A 25,059-nucleotide genomic window follows, 5' to 3' on the forward strand; every position below is an offset into this window, starting at 1 on the left:
GCACGCATCCGCGTTGCCGGTCTCGTCCCGTATGCCCGCCACCTTGCCAAAGGGCATCCGATGAAAACACTGGCCAAACTCCCTGTCACCATCGTCACCGGCTTCCTCGGCTCGGGTAAAACCACCTTGCTGCGGCACATGCTCGATAACGCCCAGGGCCGCCGCATCGCGGTGATCGTCAACGAGTTTGGCGAGCTGGGCATCGACGGTGAAATCCTCAAGCAGTGCACTATCGGCTGCACCGAAGAAGAAGCCACCGGCCGCGTCTACGAACTGGCCAACGGCTGCCTGTGCTGCACGGTGCAGGAAGAGTTCTTCCCGGTGATGCGCGAACTGGTGGCCCGTCGCGGCGACCTCGACCATATCCTGATCGAAACCTCGGGCCTGGCCCTGCCAAAACCGCTGGTGCAAGCCTTCCAGTGGCCGGAAATTCGCAGCGCCTGCACCGTTGACGCCGTGATCACCGTAGTCGACAGCCCGGCCGTGGCCGCCGGCACCTTCGCCGCGTTCCCGGATCAGGTCGACGCCCAGCGCAAACTCGACCCGAACCTGGACCACGAATCGCCACTGCACGAACTGTTCGCCGATCAACTGGCCAGCGCCGACCTGGTGATCCTCAACAAAGCCGACCAGACCAGCCCGGAAGACCTCGCTCGCGTGCGCCTGGAAGTCGCCGAAGAACTGCCGCCGGCAGTGAAAATCATCGAAGCCAGCAACGGTCGCCTGCCGCTGGATGTGCTGATTGGTCTGGGTGCCGGTTCCGAAGAGCACATCGACAGTCGCCACAGCCATCACGATCACCACCACGGTGAAGGCGATGACGATCATGATGACCACGATCACGACGCTTTCGACTCGATCTCCATCGAATTGCCGCAAGCCGACGAAAGCCTGCTGCTCGACGCACTGACGCAACTGGTGGTTCAGCACGGCATTCTGCGAGTCAAAGGTTTCGCGGCGATTCCAAACAAGCCGATGCGGCTGTTGATTCAGGGCGTGGGCACGCGTTTCGACAAGCACTTCGACCGTCAGTGGGGCGCCGATGAGGCACGGGTTACCCGACTGGTGTTGATCGGTCAGGAACTGGACGCGGCCAAGCTCGAAGCGCAACTGCGCGCCGCGCTCAGCGTTTAAGCCATGCACCTGCTCAGGACCCAGCCCGGCGGTTTCGTGTCGGATGACAACATTGCCGACCTTGGACAAACCCCCGCCGAGCTGGTGATCCTGTGCAGCGGCGACTCCAGCCTTGCGCTGCTCGCCGAAGCGGCGCAGCAGCTGCCCGACGATTATCCGAGCGTGCGGCTGGCCAACCCGATGCAGGTGCAGAACCATGCATCGGTCGACCTGTACGTCGACGAAGTGCTGCGCCACGCTAAGGTCATTCTGATCTCGCTGCACGGCGGCATCGCTTATTGGCGGTATGGCGTCGAGCGGCTGGTCGAGTTGTCCGAACGCGGTGTGCAGGTGATTCTGGTGCCGGGCGATGACCGTCCCGACCCGGAGCTCAGCGACTTGAGCACCGTGGGCGTCGAGGATCGCGACCGGCTCTGGCAGTTTCTGCGTCAGGGCGGCATGGGCAATGCGCTGGACTTTTTCCGTTGCCTGGCCAATCGCTGGCTGGCGCGGGATTACGTGTGGGGCGAGCCGCAAACGCTGCCGCGCACGGCGATTTACCACCCGAATAAAAACACCGCCGCACTGAGTGACTGGCAAGCCGATTGGCTGTCCGGTCAACCGGTGGCGGCGGTGTTGTTTTACCGTTCGCATTTGCAAGCGGCCAACACGGCGTTTATCGACGTGTTCTGCCAACGGCTGCAGGCTGCCGGACTCAATCCGCTGCCGATCGCCGTGGCCAGTTTGAAAGAGCCCGGCTGCCTGTCGGTGGTCGAGGACTGGCTGGATGAGGTCGAGGCAGGGGTGATTCTGAACACCACCGGTTTCGCCCAGTCCAGCCCGGAAGCGCCGCATCTGCGGCCATTCCGTCGCAACATCCCGGTAATTCAGGCGATCTGCGCCCAGGACAACGAGCCCGGCTGGCGCGAGAGCGAGCAGGGCCTCGGTCCGCGGGATCTGGCGATGCACATTGCGCTGCCGGAGCTGGACGGCCGGATCATCAGTCGGCCGATCAGCTTCAAGGACCTGGCCTGGCGCAGCGAGCGCAGTCAGTCAGATGTGGTGTGTTATCGGGCGCAACCCGAGCGCATGGATTTTGTGGCCGAACTGGCGCGACGCTGGGTCGATCTGGCGCGGGTGCCGAACGCTGACAAGCGTATCGCGCTGATCCTCGCCAACTACCCGACCCGCGACGGACGCATCGGTAACGGCGTAGGCCTCGACACGCCGGCCGCCGCGCTGAATATCCTGCGGGCGTTGCAGGCCGAAGGTTATCCGCTACCTGCCGAGTTGCCTGATAGCGGCACCGAACTGATCCGGCAACTGCTCGGCGGCGTCAGTAACGACCTCGATACTCTCGATCAGCGCCCGTGCCAGCAAAGCCTGGCGATGAATGACTACCTGACGATGTTCAATGCACTGCCGGAAGCCAATCGTACGGCGGTGTTGGAGCGTTGGGGTTCCCCGCAAAACGATCCGATGTGCCGTGACGGGCGAATGATGATCGCCGGCCTGCGTTTTGGCCTGACTTTCGTCGGCATTCAACCGGCGCGGGGTTATCAGGTCGATCCGAGCGCGGTGTATCACGACCCGGATCTGGTGCCGCCGCACGCGTATCTCGCGTTCTATTTCTGGCTGCGCCAGACCTATGGCGCCCACGGCGTGATCCATGTCGGCAAGCACGGCAACCTCGAATGGCTGCCGGGCAAAGGCGTGGGCTTGTCGGAGAACTGCTGGCCGGATGCATTGCTCGGGCCGCTGCCGAATATCTATCCGTTCATCGTCAACGACCCGGGCGAGGGCGCCCAGGCCAAGCGTCGCACTCAGGCGGTGATCATCGACCACTTGATGCCGCCGTTGACCCGCGCTGAAACCTACGGTCCATTGCGCAATCTCGAATTGTTGGCCGACGAGTATTACGAAGCGCAATTGCTCGATCCGCGCCGCGCCCGGGAGTTGCAGCGCGACATTCTGCAACTGGTGCGTGACACGCAGATCGATCGCGAACTGCAACTCGACGAAGGCCTCGACAGCGATGCCGATGCGGCGATCTGGTTGCCGCGTCTGGATACCTATCTGTGTGATCTGAAGGAGTCGCAGATCCGCGATGGCCTGCACATTTTCGGCGAGTCTCCGACCGGACGTTTGCGCATCGACACCTTGCTGGCGCTGCTGCGGATTCCTCGTGGCGACGGCAAAGGTGCGCAATCGAGCCTGTTGCGGGCGTTGGCCAAGGCGTTTCCACTGGGTTTCGATCCACTGGATTGCGCACTGGCTGAGCCTTGGACTGGCCCGCGTCCAAAGGAACTAATGTCGGTCAGCGATGAAGTCTGGCGCACGGCGGGGGATACCCGTGAACGCCTTGAGCTGTTCGCCACCCAGCTGATTGAGCAGGTACTCAACCAAAGCCAAGCCTTGCACAACCCTTGTGGGAGCGGGCTTGCCCGCGAAAGCGACAGGTCAGTGAAAAAAATATTGGCTGACACGACGCTTTCGTCGGATCGCCGCCCGGGGACAAGCCCGCTCCCACAGGGACCGCGCTGGTCCGAAGTCAGCGCAATCCTCGACAACCTGCGTGAGGTCATTGCCCCACGCCTCGACGCCTGCGGCTCGGCCGAAATGCGCGGTTTGCTCGACGCCTTGAGCGGTCGTTTCGTCCCGGCCGGCCCGAGCGGCGCACCGAGTCGTGGCCGCCTCGACGTGTTGCCCACCGGGCGCAATTTCTATTCAGTAGACGTGCGCAATCTGCCGACCACCACGGCATGGCGGATCGGTTTCCAGTCGGCCACGCTGATTCTTGAGCGACACCTTCAGGATCACGGCGATCACTTGCGTCAGCTCGGCCTGTCGGTCTGGGGCACGGCGACCATGCGCACCGGCGGTGACGACATCGCCCAGGCCATGGCGCTGATGGGCGTGCGCCCGGTGTGGGCGACGGGCAGTCAGCGCGTTGATGATTTCGAGATTCTGCCGCTGAGCCTGCTCGACCGGCCTCGGGTCGATGTCACGCTGCGGGTTTCCGGATTTTTCCGTGATGCGTTCGCCAACCTGATCCGCCTGTTCGACGCTGCCGTACAAGCAGTAGCGGAACTGGACGAGCCGGACGATCTCAACCCGCTGGCCGCCAAGGTCCGCGCCGAACGCGAAGCACTGCGGCAATCGGGGCTGGACGAAGAGTCCGCACGGCGTCAGGCCGGTTGGAGGATCTTCGGTGCCAAACCCGGCGCTTATGGCGCGGGCGTGCAGGGCGCGATCGACGGCCGCCTGTGGCAAACCCGCGAGGATCTGGCCGAGGTTTACCTGAACTGGGGCGCCTACGCTTATGGCGGTTCCGATGAAGGCACCGCCGCCCGCGAGCAATTCGTCCAGCGCCTGAGCCAGGTGCAGGCCGTGCTGCACAACCAGGACAACCGCGAGCATGACTTGCTCGACTCCAACGACTACTACCAGTTCCAGGGCGGCATGCTTGCTGCTGTCGAAAGCCTTCGTGGCGAAGCGGCGGCCAGTTATCACGGCGATCACAGTCAGCCGGATTTGCCGAAGATCCGCACCCTGAAAGAAGAACTGAACCGGGTGATCCGCTCCCGGGCGGCGAATCCGAAATGGATCGACGGCGTCAAACGCCACGGCTATAAAGGCGCGTTCGAACTGGCGGCAACCATCGACAACCTGTTTGCTTTCGATGCCACCACCCGACTGATCGACGATCACCAGTACGCGTTGCTGGCCGACGCCTATCTGCTGGATCCGGCGACCCGCGAGTTCGTGCGCGAGCATAATCCCCACGCGCTGCGCGACATGACCGAGCGGATGCTCGAGGCACAGCAGCGCGGGATGTGGCAGGAGCCGGGCGCCTATCGTGAGGCGCTGGAAAACCTGCTGCTGGATATAGAAGAAGAGAGCTGAGACTGAACATGATCGACATCCCGCATTTCCCGCTCTCCGCCGTGGTCGGCGCCGACGACCTGAAACTGGCGCTGTACTTGACGGCCATCGACCCGAAGATCGGCGGCGTATTGATCGAAGGCCCTCGCGGCATGGCCAAGTCGACCCTGGCCCGGGGGCTGGCGGATCTGCTGGCCAGCGGTCAGTTCGTCACTTTGCCATTGGGTGCGACTGAAGAACGGCTGGTCGGCACCCTGGATCTGGATGCGGCCCTCAGTGACGGTCGCGCGCAGTTTTCTCCCGGTGTGTTGGCTAAGGCTGACGGCGGCGTGTTGTATGTCGATGAAGTGAATCTGTTGCCCGATCATCTGGTGGACCTGCTGCTCGATGTGGCGGCCAGCGGCACCAACCTGATCGAACGCGACGGCATTTCCCATCGGCATTCGGCGAAGTTTGTCCTGATCGGCACGATGAACCCGGAAGAGGGCGAATTGCGTCCGCAACTGCTCGATCGCTTTGGCCTGAACGTCGCCCTGAGCGGTCACACGGCGCCGGTCGAGCGCGGGCAGATCATTCGTCGGCGACTGGATTTCGACAGCGATCCGCAGGCTTTCTGCGGGCAGTGGGAAGCCGAGCAACAAGCCCTGCGTGAGCGCTGTGAAAACGCCCGTAATGCCTTGGCAAGCATTCCCCTTGATGATGAAGCGTTGGCACAGATTACTGAGCGTTGCTTTGCGGCTGGCGTCGATGGCCTGCGAGCCGATCTGGTCTGGCTGCGTGCCGCGCGCGCTCATGCGGCGTGGCGTGGCGCCGAAGCCATCGCCGAGCAGGACATCGATGCCGTGGCTGAATTTGCACTGCGTCATCGTCGACGCGAACAGTCCTCATCCCCTGCACAGCCACCAGCGCAATCGCCATCCGGTACCCAGGCTGATCCAAGCGAAGGGCAAGGCCAGTGGGGTGAAATGCCGGCCCCGGCCCTCACCACCGGCGCGCGCCGCGAAGTTCCGGTCTGGCCAAAAAAGCCTTAGGCATTCGCCCCCGATCCGACGTGGGGGCGAATGCCAGACCCCGCGCCGGACGCCTGGACAATGGCCGGCAAGGCAAACGTCATGCGGCTCGCAGTGGATCGGTGAACTGGCCGGGCACATTGCTCAATGGCCGGCCCAAAGTACGCGCGGATCTGCTGTTTCAACTGCGCACCCGCAGCCCTCATGAGCTTTGGCTGGTGATCGTCGATGCTTCGGCCTCGACCTGTCGTCATCAAGCGCTGAGCGATGCCAAAGGTGTACTCGCGCAATTGTTCGATGACGCTTACCGACAACGGGCGCGGCTTGCTTTGCTGACTGCCAGCGGCTCGGCGCCGAAATGGCAGGTGCAGGGTTTGAAGGCTTCCAGTGGATTGAAAGCGTGGCTGGATGGACTGGGTGCGGGAGGTGGAACGCCATTGCTGGCAGCGTTGAACGAGGCTGAACATTGGCTGACGGTTCGCCGCAAGCGGTTCCCCGCCGAACAACAGCGTCTGCTGGTGCTCACCGATGGGCGTTTGAAAGAATTCTCGGGATTGCCGGTACTGGCCTGTCCGGGCCTGTTGATCGATATCGAGCGCGGACCGATCCGGTTGGGCCGGGCCAGACAGTTGGCGACTGCACTGGAAGCGGATTACCGACATATCGACGATTTATTGTCGATCTGAGGTCTATGCTGCAACCAGCCCATCTCACAAGGAGTGAATCATGCGCGTACTGGTTGCCAATCCTCAGGACGATTTTCGCGTAAAGGCTTACGCCGGCACCAACGGCGTGCTGCTGGCGATGGACCTCGCCGAACCCCGCCGCAAAGGCCTTCTGGGTTTTGCCATCGAGAAGCAGCAGGGCGACAAACCCTGGCAGTTTCTGTTCAACAGCCTGACCTTTCCCGGCAAGGCTCACACCTTCCCGCAGTTTCACGCCACGCCCAGCGATATCGCGCCCCTGCAGAAATTTCGCTGGGCCGATTACGCGGTCTATCCCGGTACGACCATGCACTACCGTGTGCACCTGGCCTACGGCACTGCCGATGCGCCGGCGCTGGGGGAGTCGCTGGAACTGAGCATTACCTCGGATGACGGTCACCCGGCCAATCAGAGTGTGATCTTCAACCGCGCCGTGGCCGCCAGTCAGGCGTTCCAGCGCAAGTTTCCCGATCTCGACGCACAGATCAGCGCCAACAAGAACATGCCCATCGAGGCTTGGCCCGATGCTGCACGGCAATGGCTGGAGAACGGCTTGCTCGGACGCTTGCAGGGGTTTATCGAGCGAGCGCTCGACGGCGAATGGGCGCTGGATATCGCGATTTACGAGTATCAACTGCAAGCCATCATCGACACGGTGAACGCTGCATTTGATCGCGGCGTGCAGGTGCGGGTGCTGTATCACGCCAAGCCAGGTGACGAAGACACCACGATGAACGAGGCCAGCCTCGCCAAATTGCCGGAAACCAGCAAGCGCGGGCGTGTGACCCACGATATTTTCCATGACAAGTTCATCGTTCTCAGCAACATCGCCGGTGGTGAGCGGCAGCCCCAGGCCGTGCTGTGCGGCAGTACTAACTTCACCGCCAATGGCGTGTATCGTCAGGCCAACGTCGTGCATGTGCTGGACGACACCGCCGTCGCGGCCAGCTATCTGCAGACGTTCGAGCAGGTCTGGGCGACGCCGGCGGATGTCGGCGCCACCCGCGACTGGATCACCCAGCACAACCCGATGAACCCGGCGCAACCGCTGTTTGCTGGATTCTCGCCGCGCAGTGGTGGTGCCGATCTGCGGGCGTTCGTCGACATCATCAATGCGGCGAAGAAGGACGTGCTATTCGTCACAGCATTTACCTTGCCCGACGCGATTCTCAACGCGCTGCTCGGCCAGCCCCACGACGACATCCTGCGTTATGGCCTGCAAAACACCGCCAGCCGCATCACCGGATTCCACGCCGACCGCACGGCCGAGTTCGCCGCCACTGCGCTGCTCAACACCGGGCTGGAAGGCTGGCTGAAAGAGAACATGAAAGGCCAGAAGGGCAACCTGCTGGTGCACACCAAAGCCATCGTCACCGACTTCACCAGTGACAACCCAACCATCATCAGCGGCAGTCACAATCTCAGCGCAGCGGCCAGCAACGGCAATGACGAGAACTTCCTGATCATTCGCGGCGACACCGAACTGGCGGACCGTTATGGCCTGGAACTGTTGCGGTTCTACGAGCATTACCGCTTCCGCTATTTCGCGAAAAAACTGGCGTTGAAGCAGGTGCAGCCGCTGGCGGCGGATGACAGCTGGACTAACGACTATTACGTCGAAGGGGATCTGCGCCAGCTGTCTCGTCTGCGGTTTGCCGGGCGCTAGCGTTTATACATCCATTGCCTGGCGGTACTGGCGGGTGCGGCGACTGAGGTACAAACGGTCGCGGATCAGTGCCCAGAGTGCGGACACTTCGGGATGCGGTTTACGCCCCCGGCTCAGGCGCGCCATCTGGAAACGCACCACGGCCATGTTCGCCAGCGCGGCCAGCGGTTTGCGTTTCCAGCGAATCGGCGGCAGTTGCGGCTCGCTGTGGCGGCCTTCGCGCCAGTGTTTGACCAGGTTCGGTTCGATGGCAAGCGCGGTGGCGATGCCGGCCATGTCGATGCCGCTGTCGAGTACCTGTTCAACCACGGGCAAGCGCCGAATACCACCAGTGACCATCACCGGCATACGCGCCACGCTGGCCAGTTCGCTGGCCATTTCCAGAAAGAATGCCTCACGGGCCAAAGTGCGCCCGTCGCGGGCTTCGCCTTGCATCGCTGGCGCTTCGTAGCTGCCACCGGACAGTTCCAGCAGGTCGATCGGCTGTTCGTTGAGCCATTCGATCACCTGACGGGCGTCATCGGTGTCGAAACCGCCGCGCTGGAAGTCTGCGGAATTGAGCTTCACCGCCACGCAAAACTGCGGCGAAACAGCCTGACGTACAGCCTCGATCACCGACAGCAGCAGGCGTGCACGGTTTTCCAGCGAACCGCCCCAACGGTCGGTACGACGATTGGTCAGTGGCGAAAGAAACTGGCTGAGCAGATAACCGTGGGCGGCGTGGATCTGGATGCCGGTGAATCCGGCTTTCTCGGCCAGTGCGGCGCTCTTGGCGAAACGTTGAATCACATCCTCGATGTCGTCCTCGCTCATCGGTTTGGGTTCGGCAAACATCTTCGAGAATGAACCCAAGTCCAGGGCAACCGCTGACGGTGCCAGCGCTTGCTGGCCCATGTTGGCGAAGGTCTGACGGCCGGGATGGTTGAGCTGCACCCAGACCTGCGCGCCGCCACTGCGGGCGATTTCGGCCCATTGGCGGAAACGCTCCAGATGCCGTTCGTCTTCCAGCACCACACCGCCAGGGCCGGTCATGGCCCGGCGGTCGATCATCACGTTACCGGTCAGCAGCAAACCGGCGCCGCCGTCGGCCCAGGCCTGGTACAGGCGGAACAACTCGCGGGACGGTGCCTGGTCACGATCCGCGAGGTTTTCTTCCATGGCGGCTTTGGCGATACGGTTGCCGACGGTCTGACCGTTGGGCAGATTCAAAATCTGGAAGGGCGACATTGCTTGACTCCTCATCAGTGATGGGGAGAGGCTAAGCTTAAAGTGAACTTTAATGTCAAGCAGGCACTTCGAGGCTGGAATGAAAATTGGTGAGTTGGCGCAACAGAGCGGGTTGAGCGCCTCGAGCATTCGTTTCTACGAGGCTCAGGGCCTGATTCCCAAAGTGGAACGGCTGGGCAATGGCTATCGGCGTTACCCGCCGCAAGTGCTGCAAACCCTGAATATTATTCGCTGCGCCCAGCAGGCTGGCTTCTCTCTCGAAGAACTCAAAAAGTTGCTGCCGGACGCCGCCACGGGCGAGTTCAATCAGGAAGAGCTGGTAGCGGGGCTGACGCGCAAGGTCGAGCAGATTGAAGCCATGCAGCAGCATCTGGCGCAGAGCAAGGCGCATTTGCTGGAGGTGATCGATGGCATCCACTCGCGGCCGGAAGGCATCAGTTGCATGGCGAATGCCGAACGGGTGCTGTCGTCGCTAAACCCATAGAGATTGGGTGATACCTGCGGCGTACAGATTTTGAAATGATTTCAGGCTGTAGGAAAAGTCATCTGAACCTGTACGCTTCAAGGCCTTTTTTCATTCAGGATTTGCATGAACACCCTCTCGGAGCCTCCCAGTTCGACTCAAAGAACCACGTTCCCTTCGCGCCACGGCGCGGTCTTGACGCACTCGCAGCATCCAGTCTTCCGACTACCGACTATCGTTGATGGCGCAGCCTTCGAGCTTTCGCGCCGCACATTGCCGTGTCCGGCAGCCTGAATTCACTGAAGAGAGATAGAGACAGAATATGGAATGGTTAGCGGATCCCACGGCATGGCTGGGCTTGTTGACACTGATCGTGCTGGAACTGGTGCTGGGTATCGACAACCTGGTGTTCATCGCGATCCTGGCGGACAAACTGCCGCCGCATCAGCGCGACCGCGCGCGAATCATCGGTTTGAGCCTGGCGCTGATCATGCGTCTTGGCCTGCTGGCGAGTATTTCCTGGCTGGTCACCCTCACGGCACCGTTGTTCGAAGTGTTCGGCAAGAGCTTCTCCGGCCGTGACCTGATCATGCTGTTCGGTGGTGTGTTCCTGTTGTTCAAGGCGACCATGGAGTTGCACGAACGGCTGGAAGGCCATATCGGCGAACGCTCGACCAACACCGCTTATGCGTTGTTCTGGCCTATCGTGGCGCAGATCGTCGTGCTCGATGCGGTGTTCTCCCTGGATGCGGTGATTACTGCCGTGGGCATGGTCGATGAACTGGCGGTGATGATGATCGCGGTGGTCGTGTCCATCGGTGTGATGATCGTTGCCAGCAAACCGTTGACCCGTTTCGTCAACGCGCACCCGACGGTGATCATGCTGTGTCTGGGCTTCCTGATGATGATCGGTTTCGCCCTGACCGCCGAAGGCCTGGGCTTCCACATACCGAAAGGTTATCTGTACGCCGCGATTGGTTTCTCGATCCTGATCGAGGTGTTCAACCAGATCGCCCGTGCCCGTCGCAAGCGTTCGATGCAGGGCTTGCGCCCGATGCGTGAGCGTACAGCCCACGCGGTAATGCGTTTGTTGGGCGGCCGGAAACTGGCGGTGGAAGAGGTGGGTGAAGAGATTTCCGACTTGCTGGATGATGGTCAGGCGCCAAGTGCGGAGTTGTTCGACCGTCGTGAGCGAGTGATGATCAGCGGCGTGCTGCAACTGGCCGAGCGACCGATCCGCGCCTTGATGACGGTACGTGCCGATGTCGATCACATTGATCTGGCTGACGATGCCGAGGCGATTCGTACGCGACTGATGCATTCGTCCTACTCGCGCCTGCCGCTGATTCGTAACGGTGCGGTGGATGAACCGCTGGGCTTCGTTCACAAGAAGGAGTTGCTCAAGGAGTATCTGGCCGGCAACGAGCCGAACCTTGAACACCTGGCGCGCAAGACAGTAAACCTGCTCGACAGCTATTCGATCCTCAACGCACTGGAGCAGATGCGCGCGGCATCGACCCACATCGCGTTCGTAGTGAACGAGTTCGGTGATTTTGTCGGCGTGCTGACCATGACCGACATTCTCGAATCGATCGCTGGCGAGTTGCCGGACGCCAGCGAAATCGCCGGTCCGGACGTGGTCGAAGAGCAGGGCGGCTTTGTGGTGAACGGCGCATTGAATCTGACACGGATTCGTCAGCGCACCGGTTTCACTGCCGAGCCGACCGAGGATTACCAGACCCTCGCCGGGTTGGTGATGAGTCTGCTGGATCGCCTGCCGATGAAAGGTGATCGACTGGAACATGAAGGTTGGGGCATGACCGTGATGGCGGTCGAAGAACGGCGGGTGACACGAGTGCTGTTGGTGCGTGAGGCCTGATGGCGTCACTGATGAAAGGTGTACCGGTCCTTGCCCGTATGCTTTGACTCATACAACGCTTCATCAGCCTTGATCAGGGCCTGGTTGAGGGTGTCACCGTCCTCGACCCGGGCCACGCCGATACTGATGGTCACCGGGTGCCGGGTCGGTTGCTCACGCACCACCCGGCATAACTCCCCGGCCAGCGCCTCGACATCTTCGCGGCGCACGCCGGCCAGATAAATCGCAAACTCTTCGCCACCCAATCGAGCGTACTCAAACGGTGCCATCACCTCTTTGATGTCTGCCGCGATTCGCTTGAGCACTTCATCGCCGATGTCGTGGCCGTACACATCATTCACTTTCTTGAAGTTGTCGATGTCGATCATCGCCAGGTAATGGTCGTGCTCGCGAGGTACCGCTTGCAGGCTCTTTTCGGCCCGGGTCATGAACGAGCGGCGGTTGGGGATTTCAGTCAGGGTGTCGTTGTAGGCTTGGTCCAGCAACAGCTTGGACATGATGTAGTTGTAAAGCTTTGTCTCGCGCAGTTTGAGGAAGGTGTAGATCGTCAGCGCACAGAGAAACACGCTGTAGGCAATGGTCATTACGCCTTTGAGTTCCAGCAGGCCGATTCCGGTCCCTATGAACGGATTGAGTATCAGCCAGGTGATGGCCTGCGCCGCGAAGAACGACCAGCGACTGAGCGGCAACACGGAGGCGCTGTACAGCGTGGTCGCCGCCGCGAGCACCAGCCAGATGCCATGAAACGCCAGAGGCAGGCCTTCGATCAGCAGCCGGATGCCCAGAGTGATGACGAACACGAAGGTCAGGTTCAGCCAGTCGAAGTGGCGGGCCTTGCGCGTGAACATCAGCACCACGGCGAGCACGGCAAATGCTGCGATGAAGATCATCGAGCGCCAGGTAAAGCCCTGATCCCCGAGGAAACTGACGATCAGGTCGAAGGCCAGCCAGATGCCCATGCTGGCCAGATAGATCAGCAGGCAGAACGAATGTAGCCGTTCGAACTCATGCTGGATGAACTCGCCCCATAGCTCGGCGGGCGCGGTTCGCTTCAGGACTTCGTCTTCAATGGTTTTGTACATTGCTGCCCGGATGCTTGCGCTGGTTGTCGAGAATCACCTGGCCCCACGGCCGATATCGCAGGGAAAACACTGCATTTTGATGACAGCCGGTCGAGGTCGCATCCGGGGTCGCCGGTTCGGCGCGGAACGGCTCACCGTCGCGGCTGACCTCGCGGAACGCTTCACGCACGATACCGACAGAGCAGGGCAGTGCGCTGGCATAACCATTTCGCACCAACACTGGCAGGCGTCCGGTGCCGGCGCCGTCCTGCCACCAGACTTGCGCACCTTCCGCTGTCAGATCTCCCAGCCATTGGGCGTTGACCGTCGGAGCAAGTTTGCCGGCACTGAAGGCGCTGACATGCAGCGGCGCATCCAGTTTTGCCGCGAAATCCTTCAGCTGACGCTGGAGCGTTGCCCGTCGATCGGCTGCCAGAAAGTGGAGGTCATCCAGTTCCAGTGGCAGATACCAGCCGTTGACCGGCAGTTTCCATTCCTGTCGCAGCTTCTGTTGTTGCGCCAGCGATTGCCCCAATTGCGCCTGCCAGTAGGCGCCGAGGCCGGCGCTGTCCAGTTCGTCGATGCGCGTGTAGTACGCCGGGTCCATCGACAGCCCGAGCACCAGTTGCAGACCTTGTTGTCCGGCGATTTTCAGGCTGTTGGCGAGCCAGCCGTTGGCACCGCCAAAGTCCGATTCGCCATACGCGGTCCACTGCACGATGACTGTTCGCGTGCCTTGTCTGGCAGTGTCCTGCCAGACTTTCTGCCATTGCGCCTGGGTCAGACCGGCATCGACATTCAGCGGCTGATAGAACACACGCTCGTCGGCCCGTGCAAGCGTGGCACCCATCAGCAGGCAGAAAAACAACATCCATCGAGCCATCAGAAATTCCACTCCACGCCCAGCAGCACACCGTTGCCGCCTTCATACAGATTGCCGCCCAGCGACTGTTGATATTCGGTGCGTACCGTGAGTTTCGAACGGTAGGCGTTGTAGCGATCTTCGTCGTACCACCATTGCCAGCGCAGACCGACACCGGTGCGCAGGTCCTGGCGCCAGTCGTTGCTCGGGTCCTGGCTGGCAAATTCGAGGAAGCCGTAAGGCATGATCGTCTGGGCGCCGCTGTTCGGCAGCTTCCAGGCATGCCCCTGCTGGAACCGCGACAGCCACTGGTGATCACCGGCCTTGGTCCACCAGGCGGCGTCGAGGTAGAGGAAACGTTCGTCCCAGTCGTTTTCGTCGACGCGCCAGTCGTTGCGGTACTTGCCCTGATCGAGGAACGAGGCAGTCGCGCGCAGCAGGTAGTCGGTGGTGGTGTGGCCGTCCTGGCGATGATCATTGACCTGATCCAGCAACTTCTCCGGCACCAGCATCTGGCCGAGGCTCAGGCTGTGGTTGTCGTCATCGTTGAACTGGCTCTGTTTGTAGATCTCACCGTAGAAGTTGATGTTCTGCGTGCCCCACGGCTTGTAGCGCAGGCCGACACCGGCGGCGAGGGATTCGGCGTAACTGGAGCGACCTTGTCCACCCAGCAGGACCCGGCCATACACCGAGAGCGTGCTGCCGGCGCGACTTGGTTCATCGCCGAGGGCGTGATCCCACATCGCCAGTTGCACGTTTTGCGAGTCGGCACGGCGGTTTGAACCCTTGCTTTCGTCAGGTCGGACGAAGTCATTGGTTGAAACCCCGGCTGGAGACCAGGTGCTGGCAATCGTCCGGCTGTCACGGCGGGAGAGGGTTTCATGGGCGCGGCGCTGACGGTAACGACGCGCTTCCATGCTGCCGTCCTCGTCGTCGGCGGCCACCGGGTTTTGTTCCAGATCGATCACCCGGCGCAGTTCCTTGCGGGCAGAAGCGCTGTCTTCCACTTCGTCATAGCGCCAGGCCAGTGTTTCACCGAGTCGATAGTCCTCGGGGAAGTCACGGGTGGCCTGTTGCAGATAGGGGATTGCGGTGGCGCGTTCCTCGCGGGTTTCGGCACCGGACAAGCGCATGCCGTAATCGGCGCGATAACGTGGATTGTTCGGGTCGCGACGTACCGCTTCGGCCAGCCATGCAGTGCTTTGCGGCAGCTCCCCGGCCTTTTGTGCGGTGACCGACGCTGCGTAGAAATGCCCGGCATCCGGTGCTTGTTGCAAGGCTTTACGCTGACGTTCAAGTGCCTGGGCATGATCGCCACGAGCGTCAGCGATTGCCGCGCCGAGGGCCCATTCATTGGCACCGCGCGTCGTGCTTTGCTGCCAGTATCGTTCGGCTGTCTGGCTGTCACCGGCATTCAGCGCGCTGCGGCTGGCGGTGAGGCGCGCGTTATCGCTCAGTTCCGCTGCGGGGAGGCTGCGCCATATAGCCAGCGCGCCAGCCGAATCACCGGCGGCTTCAAGGGCGTAGGCCAACGGCAAACGGCTGCTGCGGTCACCGAGTTTTTCCGCTTGCTGGTAATAGACGACGGCTTCGCCCGGTCGATCCGGCATCGCGCAACGACCCAGAGCGCGATAATCGCCGGCGGCTTGCGGATGGTTGCCGATGGCTTGCTGAACGGCATCGCACTGACCGTTTTCCGCGAGTTGCGCGAGTAACTGGCCACGGGTGGCGCCATCCACACGGGAAATCAGCAATGCCATTCGTCGTTGCTGTTCTGGTGTTGTGGTTTTCGAGACCGCATACAGACCGGCCAGACGCTGCAGCGCTGTGGCTGGCAAACGACCCTGATGACGGTCAAACGCCGTTTCCAGCAACTGTTGCGCCTGTGCGCGATCGTCATTGTTTACCGCCAGGTAAGTGGCCTGATTCAGTGAATTCAGATTGCCGGTCTGCCGGTAGTGAAGCTCCCACAAGGTCTGCGCTTCGGTCATGCGGCCCATGCGTTGCGACAGTTCTGCCCGACGCTTGACGATTTCAGGTGTTTGCGTCTGGCCGGCCAGCCACGCATCGACCTTGTCGCTGCGCCCCTGATCCTGCCAGACGTCCAGCAGTTGAGCCTGGCGGCGACCTTCCCACGGCTCCGGCAAACGGGTGCTTTGCAGCAGGTCGGTGGCTTGCAGACGCTGGGCCAGTATCAGCCAGGTTTGCGGGTCGTCTGTGGGCGAACAGCCACGAAATTGCTTGAGCGCTGCTTCCGGGTCCTGGCGCGACAGCCATTCGGCGGTCTCCAGGCAGGGACGTTGCAAATCGTTGCTCAAGCGCTGCACGGTCGGCACGTCTTCGGTCTTGCGTGCCAGCTCCCACAGGCGCTGACGTTGCGCGGGATCGGCCAGATCGGAGTCTGGCAACGACTGAATCCAGCGTTGCGCCTGTTGCTCGTGGCCCATGGCAATGGCGCGATCGACCATCGCGAGGCGTGTCTTGCGTGCGGCTTCGGGACTCGGCGCCTGTTGCAGCAGTTGTTGCAGCGGTTTTTCGTCGAGGCGCTGGACGTAAGCATTGGCCAGCCGTTGCCAGCCCTCGGCGTCCAATTGTTTACGAGCGGCCAACGGCGCCAGTTGCTCGATGGTGCCGCTCCAGTCGCGCAGTTGCTCCGACCAGTTGGCGCGTGCCAGACGCAGGATATTGTCGTCACCCTTGGGCGACAGTTGCGCCAGCCAGTCGTGGGCTTTGGCCGCGCCACCGAATTTGGCCAGGCTCAAGCTGTAAGCCTGCCACAGGCGCACACGGTCGTTCAGGCTGCTGGTGGCCATCCAGCTTTCAACCTGGCTGCTGGTGGGCGGGTCCTGTTCGATCCAGGTCAGGCGCAGGTCGAGGAGGGCGTCGCTGTTGTCCGGCAGCGCTTGCATCGCGTCCTTGTAGCGACGTTGTTTGGCCAGCGACTCAACCAGCAGTGCCCGGGCCTCGTCGTTTTTCGGGACTTTTTCCAGCAAGTGGCGCATCAGTCGTTCGACTTCTTTCCAGTTGCCCGTTTTCGCTTCGCGATAGCTGCGGTCCATGTAGGGATAGCTGCGGAACTGTTCAAAGTCGCTCAGCGGCGCAGCTTGTAGCGGATACGCTGTGCTCAGGCCCAGCAGCAGACTGCCCATCAGCAAGGTGTGACGATGAACAGGCTTCATGCGACCTCCCTGACAATACGGTAGGCGGCTTGCTGTTCGCTGGCCTGATCGGCGAGGGCTTGCTCCAGGACTTCCTGGGTGATCATGCCCCGGGAAATCAGGTGTTCCCCGAGTGACATGTTTTCGGCATCGAAATCGATCAACGCCTGATTGAAAAGAGTCGGCGGCACCATGCCGCGAACCTGCAGCAGATTGCCCAGCAGCACCTGATGGCGACTGACCCGCTCCAGCAAGGCTTCATCGTCCTGATGACGCTCAAGCACTTCAAGCATATGACGCACTTCCTCATTCTGGCGGGGACTGGCGTACCAGTAACGAATCCCCAGCGTAACGCGCCCCTGGGGTGCCAGTCGGCAGCGCACCGGGCGTTTCAATTGACGGCTGATCGCGCCGAGCGAGACCTGGCTGACCGGGCCCTCGGAGGCCAGGATCAGGGTGTCGCCTTCTTCTGCCACCGGCAGCACGCCGTAATGCGACGCGACCCGACGAGGTACGGCCTCGATCAGGCGTTTGTCGAGCTTGAACGGGTTGAGCGGTGCCCATTCCAGATCAAGCTGTTCGGCAAGTGTTTGTACGAGCTGCGTACTGTCGATGTATTCGCGCAGCAGCAACTCGCGGCCAAGACGACGGCGCACGGGACTGGTGATCGCCGCTTCCAGTTCTTCTTCGGTCAGCAGGCCCTTTTCCACCAGTCGATGACCGAGCGGGGTACGTTGCGCCTTGGTCAGCGCCGGGAATTCGTGGGTGGTCTTGTCCCAGGCCACGCGCCGTGAGTCGCCCATTTCCATTACCTGGCGCAGGGCGCGCAGGTTGGCGAAGAAGTTGACGAAGTTGCTCCACATCATGCGCGGCGCCGACAACAGACCTTCGACCAACCCGTAGTAGCGAGTGACAAACCAGCCACGCTGGAACAGACGGTTGAACAGCATCAGACCGTTGAGCCACAGCAGCACCGACAGCAATGAGCTGTCGGCGAGGATCGAGGGATAGCGCCACGAATCCGGGGAAATCACCGTGACGGCCCACATCGCCAGCAGCACCAGGAACAGCAGGTTGACCAGAAAACTCAACAGGTAGGCGATCAAGCCGCGACGGTCACGCCACAGGAAGTAGTTGAGCAGACCCTTGCGACTCCAGCCGAGGTTCTTGGTGCCTTGAAACACAATGCCGACGATCCAGCGTGACTTCTGCCGGATTGCGTGTTGCAAGTCGCGGGGGAAGTGCTCGCGTACGCAGATGACCTGGGAGAATTCGCGGTTCATGCCGAACACCCACGGTTGCTCCAGCGCCAGTTTCGGGTCACTGACCGAGTAGCGGGCGAAGATGCACTTCATGCCTTTCTGTTTGAGTCGGAAACCGATGTCGTAGTCTTCGGTGAGACTCTGCACATCGAAAGCAATGCCGTCGCCGTCTTCCAGCAGCGCGCTGATGGCTTTACGGCTGAAGCAGGTGCCGACGCCGGCGCTGGGCACCTGGCCGGTGAGGGCTTCGCGCACGATAACGTCCTTGCCGTGGTTCTCGGCGAACTCATCGACGTAGTGCCCGGCGGTGAAGCCTTTCCATTCTGGTGCGTAGGGGTAGACCGGAATCTGGATCAGGTCCTTGTTCGGCAGCAGATAGTTGTAGAGGCGCAACTCCATCGGCGAAATCACGTCCTCGGCATCGTGCAGGATGAACCCGGCGAACTGGATTTTCGCTTCGCTCTCGAAGCGCAGAATCGCATCGATGATGTTGTTCAGGCAGTCGGCCTTGCTGGTCGGACCCGGGCGGGCGCAGACCACTTTGTGCACGTTGGGATAGTGCTGGCAGACCGCATCGACGTCGGCCTGGGTCTCGGCATCGTTGGGGTAGGTGCCGACGAAAATCTGATAGTTCTCATAGTCGATGGTCGAGGCCGCCAGCCGCGCCATTTCGCCGACCACGCCGACTTCGTTCCACGCCGGCACCATGATCGCCAGCGGCTTCTCGGGAATCGAATACAGGCGCTCCTCGTCGGCGCGCTTGAATTTCTCGTAGATCCGCCAGCGCCGGATGAACTTGCGGCCCCAGTACACGAGGTCGATGAACAGGTCATCGAGCCCGAGGATGAACATCAGCAGGGCGAGGATGATCGCCACATACTTCAGACCAAACAGCACATACGCAAAGAAATCGACCCAACCCAGGCTCATACCCCGTTACCCGCCGCCGAGCGTGCGCTCAGCCAGGCGTGGAGTCGTTTGGCGATACGTTCGCTGGCGTGACCGTCACCGTAGGGGCTGTGGACGCGGCTCATGCGTGTGTAGGTCGCTTCGTCATCGAGTAACTGGCTGGCTTCCTTGACGATCTTCGCAGTGTCGGTGCCCACCAGCAAAACGGTGCCGCCCTCGAGCACGGAGGGGCGTTCGGTGACGTCACGCAATACCAGCAGCGGCTTGCCGATGGCCGGCGCTTCCTCCTGGACGCCGCCGGAGTCGGTCAGGATGAAATGCGCGCGGCCCATCAGCCAGACGAAGTTCGGGTAATCCTGCGGGGCGACCAGATAGATGTTGGGTTTGTCGGCGAGCATGCCGTACACCGCGCTCTGCACCTGCGGGTTGAGGTGCACCGGGTAGACGAATTGCACATCCGGGTAGCGCAGGGCGAGATCGGCGAGGGCCTGGCAGATGTTCTGGAAACCGTCGCCGAGGTTTTCCCGGCGATGACCCGTGATCAACACCATGCGACGACTGTCGTCGAGCACTGCCAGAGGCGAGTCGGCAGCCGGGCGCCAGTTGCTCTGTTGCTGGTTGGTACGCATCCATAGCAACGCATCGATCACGGTGTTGCCGGTGATTTCGATGTTGTCCTGCGGGACGCCTTCGCGCAGCAGATTGGCTTCGGCCTTGCCGGTTGGCGGGAAGTGCAGGTCGGCGATCACGCCGGTCAGGCGTCGATTCGCTTCTTCGGGCCAGGGCGCGCGCAGGTTACCGGTACGCAAACCGGCCTCGACGTGACCGATGGGCAGTTGCCGATTGAACGCGGCGAGGGCGGCGATGAAGCTGGTGGTGGTATCGCCGTGTACCAGTACGATGTCCGGTTTGACCCGTTCGTAGGCTTGGTCGAGTTGTGCAAGCAGATGTTGCGACAGACCATTGAGGGTCTGGCCCTGAGTCATGACTTGCAGATCTTCATCGACCGTCAGTTCGAAGGCGTCGAGCACCTGCTTGAGCATCTCCCGATGCTGGCCGGTCGAGCAGATGTTGAGTTGGATGTCGGGCCACTGACGCAGAACCCGAGCCAGCGGGGCCATTTTGATGGCCTCCGGGCGAGTACCGAAAACCATCATGACGTTAAAGGACATTGACCCCTCCTGGGACGAAGCAAGGCTGTAGCCGGATAGCCAGCAGCACCTATCTCTTTCTGAGAAATAAAGAAAAGCAGCCGGATGGGAGCTTGTCCAATCCGGGCTTGAGGCTAGTTGTTACAGATCAACTGGAACGAAAGTGCCATTACCTGATGGCTCTTAGGTGGCACTTTCAGGAAAAGTTCCATCGTTTTGCGCGGGGGATGGTGCAGAGGGTGCTGAGGGTGTGGCGAAGCCAGCTCAGATCATGGGTCGATCTACGCGGCACAGCGGGGTGTCTGGTTTTGCCGAGGAATTGGGTGAAGTCTTGCAGAAGTGATTCATCCGTACCGATGCCTTTCAGTTTTTTGAGGGCCGGAAGGGCTTGGCGACTTCGAGAAAAACGGGGCCGGAAAACACGCAGGCACCGCAATGCTCGTTGAAGAAGTACAGGACGACGAGGCGCCTGGCTTTCAAGACCTTCTGGTACGTCGGGGGCAACGCTGAATATCGAGTCGGCGTTGTCATTGGAGCCTCCTGATCAATCAATCTGAAAGGCCTTTGACGTTAAAGCAGGGTAAAACGGCGGTCTACTGTCAGAAATTACAGGTAGGTCCTGCAAAGGATGATTTCGTCCTACTTTGCTGCAAGAGCATTCCCTCAGAAGACTCAGATCCGCAGACGCCAAGCAGCTGGTATCGTTTTTCAGGCATTTATCAAAGGAGCTTCTGATGGGTAGCGATGCAGGTTTGAAAGCAGTTTCCGTAGTAAAAGGATTGAAGTCAGATGCGTCCTGGAGTGCTATTTTCAGCACTCTGAAAAGCACTCCGAGGCAACCCTTCATGACACATATCGTCCTTTCCCAAGTCGTAGCGAGCATTTCCGAACTGAAAAAAAATCCCATGGGTACTGTCGCAGCAGGCGGCGGTGATTCCGTTGCAATTCTCAACCGCAATGAGCCGGCCTTTTATTGCGTCCCGGCAAAAGCCTATGAGGCGCTGATGAATCGCCTTGAGGATCTGGAGTTGATTGCTCTGTGCAAGGAACGGGAAAATGATCCCACCATAAAGGTCTCGATAGATGACCTATGAGCTGGAGTTCTCGGAGAAAGCCTGGAAAGAATGGAAAAAGCTTGATGCGAATCTCAAGGAGCAATTAAAGAAGAAACTTCAGCAGCGGCTTGAGAATCCGCATGTTCCAGCCGACCGGCTCAGAGGACTGGGAAGCGCCTACAAGATCAAGCTTCGAAATGTCGGGTATCGAATGGTCTATCGGGTCAAGGACGAGGTGCTGGTCGTGACAGTAATAGCCATTGGTAAAAGGGAGGGCGGAGACGTATACAGAGTTGCTACGGAGCGTTGACCTCTACCGCTTGCGTCTGTCCCGCATCTCTTCCGTTAACATTGGGCACTGCCCCTGAATCGATTACCTGTGCACCAACTGGGAACCTGCTACCCGCATTGTTGTAGCCAACGGTAGCGCACGCTTGCGCTCTCCCGCTGTTTCTCTATTTTTCCCTTTTACGTATCTCTTTGATTCCTGTGAATTTTCGAACGGGTGCAGATTCCCCTCGAATCCTGTGGCACACTTTCTGCTGTCTATTCCGTAGTAACAAACCGTGTTCCGGTATAACGGAATAAACAATCCTCTGGAGTGCTTGCCATGCATCGCCGACCTTCCTTGTTCAAAGCGTGTGTTTTTGTTCTCGCGGCTTCGTCCGCTGTGATGGGTATGGCCCAGGCGGCCGACAGCAAGCTCGACAGCGTCCTGGCCCGTGGAAAATTGATCGTGGGGACCGGCAGCACCAACGCGCCGTGGCACTTCCAGGGCGCGGACGGCAAGTTGCAGGGCTTTGATATCGACATCGCCAGAATCGTGGCCAAAGGGTTGTTCAATGACCCGAGCAAGGTCGAGTTCGTGGTGCAGTCGTCCGATGCGCGGATTCCCAATCTGCTGACCGACAAGGTCGACATGAGCTGCCAGTTCATCACCGTCACCGCCAGCCGTGCGCAGCAAGTGGCGTTCACCCTGCCGTATTACCGCGAAGGCGTCGGCCTGCTGCTGCCGAACAACAGCAAGTACAAGGAAATCGAAGATCTGCAAGCCGCCGGCGACAGCGTGACAGTGGCCGTGCTGCAAAACGTGTACGCCGAGGAGCTGGTGCACCAGGCACTGCCTAAAGCCAAGGTTGATCAGTACGACAGCGTCGACTTGATGTACCAGGCCGTGAACTCCGGCCGCGCCGATGCCGCCGCCACCGACCAGTCTTCGGTCAAATACCTGATGGTGCAGAACCCTGGCCGCTACCGGAGCCCGACGTACGCCTGGAGCCCGCAGACCTACGCTTGCGCCGTAAAACGTGGCGATCAGGACTGGCTGAACTTCGTCAACACCGCGCTCCATGAAGCCATGACCGGCGTGGAGTTCCCGACTTACGCCGCGTCGTTCAAACAGTGGTTCGGCGTGGATCTGCCATCGCCCGCCATCGGTTTCCCTGTCGAATTCAAATGATCCCGTGAGAGTGGGGCGCCCTGATGCGCCCCGCTCAAGGTACTGCCAACCATGAACTATCAGTTGAACTTTGCCGCCGTGTGGCGCGATTTCGGCACCTTGCTGGCGGGGCTCGGTCTGGGTCTTGAACTGGCCCTGGTGTCAATCGCCATCGGCTGCGTGATCGGCCTGCTGATGGCGTTTGCCTTGCTGTCGAAGCATCGCGCCTTGCGGGTGCTGGCATCGGTGTATGTGACGGTGATCCGTAACACGCCGATTCTGGTGTTGATTCTGTTGATCTACTTTGCGTTGCCGAGCCTGGGAATCCGGCTGGACAAGATCCCGTCGTTCATCATCACGCTGTCGCTGTACGCCGGGGCGTACTTGACCGAAGTGTTCCGTGGCGGTTTGTTGAGCATTCCCAAGGGACAGCGTGAAGCTGGGCTGGCCATCGGTCTGGGCGAGTGGCAGGTGAAGGCCTATGTCACCGTGCCGGTGATGTTGCGCAACGTGCTGCCGGCGCTGTCGAACAACTTCATTTCGCTGTTCAAGGACACCTCGCTGGCCGCTGCGATTGCAGTGCCGGAGCTGACCTATTACGCGCGCAAGATCAACGTCGAAAGCTACCGGGTGATTGAAACCTGGCTGGTGACCACGGCGTTGTATGTCGCGGCCTGTTACCTCATTGCCATGCTGCTGCGTTACCTCGAGCAGCGTCTGGCGATCCGCCGATAGGAGGCTGCGATGTACCAATCCCCCAGTTGGTTGCATGAGTTGTGGATTGCCCGCGAAGCCTTGTGGCAAGGCTTTCTGACCAGCGTGCAGGTGTCGGCGCTGGCGATTCTGTTCGGGACGGTCATCGGCGTATTCGCCGGTCTGGTGCTGACCTACGGCAAGTTCTGGATGCGCGCGCCGTTCCGCTTTTATGTCGACCTGATTCGCGGCACCCCGGTGTTCGTGCTGGTGCTGGCCTGCTTCTACATGGCGCCGGCGCTTGGTTGGCAGATCAGTGCGTTTCAGGCGGGTGCCTTGGGTCTGACGCTGTTTTGCGGCTCCCACGTTGCCGAGATCGTGCGCGGTGCGTTGCAGGCGTTGCCGCGCGGACAGATGGAAGCCGGCAAGGCGATCGGCCTGACGTTCTATCAGTCCCTCGGTTACGTGCTGTTACCTCAGGCGCTGCGGCAGATCCTGCCGACCTGGGTCAACTCGTCCACGGAAATCGTCAAGGCCTCGACCTTGCTGTCGGTGATCGGCGTGGCTGAGCTGTTGCTCAGTACCCAGCAGATCATCGCCCGGACGTTCATGACCCTGGAGTTTTACCTGTTCGCCGGTTTTCTGTTCTTCGTCATCAACTACGGCATCGAATTACTCGGCCGGCACATTGAAAAGCGGGTGGCCCTGCCATGACTCAAGCTCAAGTTTCCAACGTCCAGAACGGCCAGCCCCTGCTGGACATCCGTGGCCTGCACAAACAATACGGCGCGGTCGAAGTGCTCAAGGGAGTTGACCTGAGCATGCAGCGCGGCAACGTGGTGACGCTGATCGGTTCCAGTGGCTCGGGCAAGACCACGCTGCTGCGTTGCGTGAACATGCTGGAGGAGTTCCAAGGCGGGCAGATCCTGCTCGACGGTGAATCCATCGGTTATGACGAACTCAACGGCAAACGCATGCGCCACCCGGAAAAGGTCATTGCGCGCCATCGCGCGATGACCGGCATGGCGTTCCAGCAATTCAACCTGTTCCCGCACCTCACCGCGTTGCAGAACGTCACGCTCGGTCTGCTCAAAGTCAAAAAGATGCACAAGGACGAAGCCGTGGTCCTGGCCGAGAAATGGCTGGAGCGAGTCGGTCTGCTGGAGCGGCGCAATCACTTTCCCGGCCAGTTGTCCGGCGGCCAGCAACAGCGCGTGGCGATTGCCCGGGCGATTGCGATGAACCCGAGCCTGATGCTGTTCGACGAAGTCACCTCGGCCCTTGACCCGGAACTGGTCGGCGAAGTGCTGAACGTGATCAAGGGCCTCGCCGAAGACGGCATGACCATGCTGCTGGTGACCCACGAAATGCGTTTTGCGTTCGAGGTCTCGGACAAGATCGTTTTCATGAATCAGGGGCGCATCGAAGAGCAGGGGCCTCCCAAGGAACTGTTCGAGCGTCCGCAATCGCCGCGGCTGGCTGAATTTCTCAAAAACACGCGATTCTGACTTTTCACTTTTTTT

General features: G+C 60.7%; 19 protein-coding genes. 13 read left to right on the forward strand and 6 right to left on the reverse strand.

Translation table 11 applies throughout. The features are described from left to right. Positions 1-60 precede the first annotated feature (60 nt). From cobW to JJN09_RS04270, 5 genes are read left to right on the forward strand one after another with little or no spacing between them, the layout of a single operon-like run. A complete protein-coding gene (gene cobW / locus JJN09_RS04250; protein ID WP_096821605.1) occupies positions 61-1,134 on the forward strand; it encodes a cobalamin biosynthesis protein CobW in 1,074 nt (357 codons plus the stop codon). A 3-nt stretch (positions 1,135-1,137) separates the two neighbouring features. Then, a complete protein-coding gene (cobN, locus tag JJN09_RS04255; RefSeq protein ID WP_249485878.1) occupies positions 1,138-5,019 on the forward strand; it encodes a cobaltochelatase subunit CobN in 3,882 nt (1,293 codons plus the stop codon). Between the two features lie 8 nt (positions 5,020-5,027). Then, positions 5,028-6,029, forward strand: coding sequence for an ATP-binding protein (locus tag JJN09_RS04260; RefSeq protein WP_249485879.1), 1,002 nt, complete (start codon positions 5,028-5,030; stop codon positions 6,027-6,029). Between the two features lie 20 nt (positions 6,030-6,049). Continuing rightward, complete coding sequence (locus JJN09_RS04265) at positions 6,050-6,694, forward strand: VWA domain-containing protein (RefSeq protein WP_249485881.1); 645 nt, start codon at positions 6,050-6,052, stop codon at positions 6,692-6,694. A 40-nt stretch (positions 6,695-6,734) separates the two neighbouring features. Further along, complete coding sequence (locus JJN09_RS04270) at positions 6,735-8,378, forward strand: phospholipase D-like domain-containing protein (RefSeq protein ID WP_249485883.1); 1,644 nt, start codon at positions 6,735-6,737, stop codon at positions 8,376-8,378. 3 nt (positions 8,379-8,381) lie between these two features. On the opposite strand, the gene JJN09_RS04275 is transcribed toward JJN09_RS04270, so the two are convergent. After that, a complete protein-coding gene (locus JJN09_RS04275) occupies positions 8,382-9,605 on the reverse strand; it encodes an NADH:flavin oxidoreductase/NADH oxidase family protein (RefSeq protein ID WP_249485885.1) in 1,224 nt (407 codons plus the stop codon). 79 nt (positions 9,606-9,684) lie between these two features. On the opposite strand from JJN09_RS04275, the gene JJN09_RS04280 reads away from it, so the two are divergent. Both JJN09_RS04280 and JJN09_RS04285 read left to right on the forward strand, forming a co-directional pair. Then, entirely contained in the window at positions 9,685-10,089 is a 405-nt protein-coding gene (locus tag JJN09_RS04280; protein ID WP_249485887.1) for a MerR family transcriptional regulator, read from the forward strand. A gap of 301 nt (positions 10,090-10,390) precedes the next feature. Beyond that, positions 10,391-11,947, forward strand: coding sequence for a TerC family protein (locus tag JJN09_RS04285; RefSeq protein WP_249485888.1), 1,557 nt, complete (start codon positions 10,391-10,393; stop codon positions 11,945-11,947). 5 nt (positions 11,948-11,952) lie between these two features. Here the strand turns inward: JJN09_RS04285 and JJN09_RS04290 are convergent, their stop codons facing one another. The 5 genes from JJN09_RS04290 to wecB are packed head-to-tail and all read right to left on the reverse strand — an operon-like array spanning position 11,953 to position 20,371. Then, on the reverse strand, positions 11,953-13,029 hold the full coding sequence (locus tag JJN09_RS04290; protein ID WP_249485890.1) for a GGDEF domain-containing protein: 1,077 nt from the start codon (positions 13,027-13,029) through the stop codon (positions 11,953-11,955). After that, the gene (locus JJN09_RS04295) at positions 13,013-13,891 is read right to left on the reverse strand and encodes a DUF4434 family protein (protein WP_249485892.1); all 879 of its coding nucleotides are present in this window, start codon (positions 13,889-13,891) and stop codon (positions 13,013-13,015) included. The genes JJN09_RS04290 and JJN09_RS04295 overlap by 17 nt, the downstream gene beginning before the upstream one ends. Then, complete coding sequence (locus JJN09_RS04300) at positions 13,891-17,049, reverse strand: phage receptor (RefSeq protein WP_249485893.1); 3,159 nt, start codon at positions 17,047-17,049, stop codon at positions 13,891-13,893. Before JJN09_RS04300 ends, JJN09_RS04295 begins: the two co-directional genes overlap by 1 nt. Next, positions 17,046-19,220 (reverse strand): cyclic di-3',5'-guanylate-activated glycosyltransferase NrfB, encoded by a 2,175-nt coding sequence (gene nrfB, locus JJN09_RS04305; protein ID WP_249485895.1) that lies wholly within the window; start codon positions 19,218-19,220, stop codon positions 17,046-17,048. The genes JJN09_RS04300 and nrfB overlap by 4 nt, the downstream gene beginning before the upstream one ends. Continuing rightward, the gene (gene wecB, locus JJN09_RS04310) at positions 19,217-20,371 is read right to left on the reverse strand and encodes a non-hydrolyzing UDP-N-acetylglucosamine 2-epimerase (protein WP_249485897.1); all 1,155 of its coding nucleotides are present in this window, start codon (positions 20,369-20,371) and stop codon (positions 19,217-19,219) included. Before wecB ends, nrfB begins: the two co-directional genes overlap by 4 nt. An 824-nt stretch (positions 20,372-21,195) precedes the next feature. Here wecB and JJN09_RS04320 point away from each other — a divergent pair. The 6 genes from JJN09_RS04320 (at position 21,196) to JJN09_RS04345 (ending at position 25,044) form a co-directional block, all read left to right on the forward strand. Then, positions 21,196-21,444 (forward strand): type II toxin-antitoxin system Phd/YefM family antitoxin, encoded by a 249-nt coding sequence (locus tag JJN09_RS04320; protein ID WP_007960251.1) that lies wholly within the window; start codon positions 21,196-21,198, stop codon positions 21,442-21,444. Then, positions 21,434-21,715 carry a type II toxin-antitoxin system RelE/ParE family toxin gene (locus JJN09_RS04325; protein WP_249485898.1) on the forward strand — a complete coding sequence of 94 codons (282 nt, stop codon included), beginning with the start codon at positions 21,434-21,436 and terminating at the stop codon, positions 21,713-21,715. The genes JJN09_RS04320 and JJN09_RS04325 overlap by 11 nt, the downstream gene beginning before the upstream one ends. 300 nt (positions 21,716-22,015) lie before the next feature. Then, positions 22,016-22,864, forward strand: a complete 849-nt coding sequence (locus tag JJN09_RS04330; protein ID WP_064117896.1) for a transporter substrate-binding domain-containing protein — start codon at positions 22,016-22,018, stop codon at positions 22,862-22,864. Between the two features lie 51 nt (positions 22,865-22,915). Next, on the forward strand, positions 22,916-23,578 hold the full coding sequence (locus JJN09_RS04335; RefSeq protein ID WP_249485899.1) for an amino acid ABC transporter permease: 663 nt from the start codon (positions 22,916-22,918) through the stop codon (positions 23,576-23,578). A gap of 9 nt (positions 23,579-23,587) precedes the next feature. Continuing rightward, positions 23,588-24,250, forward strand: a complete 663-nt coding sequence (locus JJN09_RS04340; RefSeq protein ID WP_011334481.1) for an amino acid ABC transporter permease — start codon at positions 23,588-23,590, stop codon at positions 24,248-24,250. Continuing rightward, positions 24,247-25,044 (forward strand): amino acid ABC transporter ATP-binding protein, encoded by a 798-nt coding sequence (locus JJN09_RS04345; RefSeq protein ID WP_249485901.1) that lies wholly within the window; start codon positions 24,247-24,249, stop codon positions 25,042-25,044. Before JJN09_RS04340 ends, JJN09_RS04345 begins: the two co-directional genes overlap by 4 nt. Positions 25,045-25,059 lie beyond the last annotated feature (15 nt).

The sequence above is a fragment of the Pseudomonas sp. HS6 genome (genome assembly GCF_023375815.1).
Classification (GTDB): Bacteria; Pseudomonadota; Gammaproteobacteria; order Pseudomonadales; family Pseudomonadaceae; genus Aquipseudomonas.

What these genes read in the sequence shown, in the direction of transcription:
- cobW (WP_096821605.1), top strand. Translation starts at nt 61, where the DNA reads ATGAAAACACTGGCCAAACTCCCTGTCACCATCGTCACCGGCTTCCTC.
- cobN (WP_249485878.1), top strand. Translation starts at nt 1,138, where the DNA reads ATGCACCTGCTCAGGACCCAGCCCGGCGGTTTCGTGTCGGATGACAAC.
- JJN09_RS04260 (WP_249485879.1), top strand. Translation starts at nt 5,028, where the DNA reads ATGATCGACATCCCGCATTTCCCGCTCTCCGCCGTGGTCGGCGCCGAC.
- JJN09_RS04270 (WP_249485883.1), top strand. Translation starts at nt 6,735, where the DNA reads ATGCGCGTACTGGTTGCCAATCCTCAGGACGATTTTCGCGTAAAGGCT.
- JJN09_RS04275 (WP_249485885.1), bottom strand. Translation starts at nt 9,605, where the DNA reads ATGTCGCCCTTCCAGATTTTGAATCTGCCCAACGGTCAGACCGTCGGC.
- JJN09_RS04280 (WP_249485887.1), top strand. Translation starts at nt 9,685, where the DNA reads ATGAAAATTGGTGAGTTGGCGCAACAGAGCGGGTTGAGCGCCTCGAGC.
- JJN09_RS04285 (WP_249485888.1), top strand. Translation starts at nt 10,391, where the DNA reads ATGGAATGGTTAGCGGATCCCACGGCATGGCTGGGCTTGTTGACACTG.
- JJN09_RS04290 (WP_249485890.1), bottom strand. Translation starts at nt 13,029, where the DNA reads ATGTACAAAACCATTGAAGACGAAGTCCTGAAGCGAACCGCGCCCGCC.
- JJN09_RS04295 (WP_249485892.1), bottom strand. Translation starts at nt 13,891, where the DNA reads ATGGCTCGATGGATGTTGTTTTTCTGCCTGCTGATGGGTGCCACGCTT.
- JJN09_RS04300 (WP_249485893.1), bottom strand. Translation starts at nt 17,049, where the DNA reads ATGAAGCCTGTTCATCGTCACACCTTGCTGATGGGCAGTCTGCTGCTG.
- nrfB (WP_249485895.1), bottom strand. Translation starts at nt 19,220, where the DNA reads ATGAGCCTGGGTTGGGTCGATTTCTTTGCGTATGTGCTGTTTGGTCTG.
- wecB (WP_249485897.1), bottom strand. Translation starts at nt 20,371, where the DNA reads ATGTCCTTTAACGTCATGATGGTTTTCGGTACTCGCCCGGAGGCCATC.
- JJN09_RS04320 (WP_007960251.1), top strand. Translation starts at nt 21,196, where the DNA reads ATGACACATATCGTCCTTTCCCAAGTCGTAGCGAGCATTTCCGAACTG.
- JJN09_RS04325 (WP_249485898.1), top strand. Translation starts at nt 21,434, where the DNA reads ATGACCTATGAGCTGGAGTTCTCGGAGAAAGCCTGGAAAGAATGGAAA.
- JJN09_RS04330 (WP_064117896.1), top strand. Translation starts at nt 22,016, where the DNA reads ATGCATCGCCGACCTTCCTTGTTCAAAGCGTGTGTTTTTGTTCTCGCG.
- JJN09_RS04335 (WP_249485899.1), top strand. Translation starts at nt 22,916, where the DNA reads ATGAACTATCAGTTGAACTTTGCCGCCGTGTGGCGCGATTTCGGCACC.
- JJN09_RS04340 (WP_011334481.1), top strand. Translation starts at nt 23,588, where the DNA reads ATGTACCAATCCCCCAGTTGGTTGCATGAGTTGTGGATTGCCCGCGAA.
- JJN09_RS04345 (WP_249485901.1), top strand. Translation starts at nt 24,247, where the DNA reads ATGACTCAAGCTCAAGTTTCCAACGTCCAGAACGGCCAGCCCCTGCTG.